Annotated in this window: 2 protein-coding genes; both read left to right on the forward strand. The window is 72.0% G+C overall.

Features of this window, described 5'->3' with window-relative positions; genetic code table 11:
- Positions 1-55: 55 nt before the first annotated feature.
- Positions 56-634, forward strand: coding sequence for an aminoacyl-tRNA hydrolase (gene pth / locus ACFRMQ_RS40900; protein WP_380736014.1), 579 nt, complete (start codon positions 56-58; stop codon positions 632-634).
- A 144-nt stretch (positions 635-778) separates the two neighbouring features.
- Positions 779-1,102 carry a hypothetical protein gene (locus tag ACFRMQ_RS40905; protein ID WP_380736012.1) on the forward strand — a complete coding sequence of 108 codons (324 nt, stop codon included), beginning with the start codon at positions 779-781 and terminating at the stop codon, positions 1,100-1,102.
- Positions 1,103-1,113: the final 11 nt, after the last annotated feature.

Raw genomic sequence — 1,113 nt, forward strand, 5'->3', positions numbered from 1 at the left:
GGGCAGCGGTGTGTCCGGGATGATGACGACGAGCGCGAAGGAGAGGGCGAGGGACATGGCGGACGAGTACGAGGGCCCGTGGCTGGTGGTGGGTCTGGGCAACCCCGGGGAGCAGTACGCCCGGAACCGGCACAACATCGGCTTCATGGTGGTGGACCTGCTGGCGCAGCGGATGGGCGCCAAGTTCAAGGCGCACAAGAGCCGGGCGCAGGTCGCGGAGGGACGGCTGGCGGGCAAGCGGGTGGTGCTGGCCAAGCCGATGTCCTTCATGAACCTCTCCGGCGGGCCGGTGACGGCGCTGCGCGACTTCTACAAGGCGCCGGCCTCGGCGCTGATCGCGGTCCACGACGAGCTGGACATCGACTACGCGACGCTGCGGCTGAAGCTGGGCGGCGGGGACAACGGCCACAACGGGCTGAAGTCGATCACCAAGTCGCTGGGCCCGGACTACCACCGGGTGCGCTGCGGGATCGGCCGCCCGCCGGGCCGGATGGAGGTCGCGGACTTCGTGCTGAAGGACTTCTCCTCGACCGAGCGCAAGGAGCTGGAGTGGTTCGTGGACCGCTCGGCGGACGCGGTGGAGGCGCTGCTGTCCGAGGGGCTGGAGCGGGCCCAGGGCTCGTACAACTCCTGAGGCGCTGACTGCGCGTCAAAGCGGCGTTCGCGGTACGCAACAGTCGTACAACGCTTGCCCGTCCAAACCTGAATCGGTGTGAGAACCCTGTGCGGGATCGGATAGCGTCGGCCCGGTACGCGAACGAGTCCTGGGGAGTTCTCGATGCGGGGATTGCGTCCGGTCCGCCGAGTGCGGCGGGGCCGGGTGGTCAAGCTGAAGCAGCTCGGGCGGCGGGTCGGTACGGCCGGTGCGCTGGGGGCGGCCGGGGTGCTGCTGTCGGGTGGCGCGATGGCGCACGCGGAGTCGGTGGCGGAGCCCGATCCGGGCATCTCCCCGGAGCCCGCGGCCGCGCAGCTCGGGCCGGTGCTCGGCGACTCGATGGGCGCCGACGCGGGGCTGCTGGCGGTCGGCGGCGGCCTGGTGGTCGCGGCCGGCGGCGCGGCGCTCTGGCTGAAGCGCCGGCGCGCGGGCGAGGGCGCGGAGTAGGAACCCACGGC

This window comes from Kitasatospora sp. NPDC056783 (assembly GCF_042789895.1).
In the GTDB taxonomy this organism is placed as follows: Bacteria; Actinomycetota; Actinomycetes; order Streptomycetales; family Streptomycetaceae; genus Kitasatospora.

Coding starts and splice junctions, on each gene's coding strand:
- pth (WP_380736014.1), top strand. CDS start 56: ATGGCGGACGAGTACGAGGGCCCGTGGCTGGTGGTGGGTCTGGGCAAC.
- ACFRMQ_RS40905 (WP_380736012.1), top strand. CDS start 779: ATGCGGGGATTGCGTCCGGTCCGCCGAGTGCGGCGGGGCCGGGTGGTC.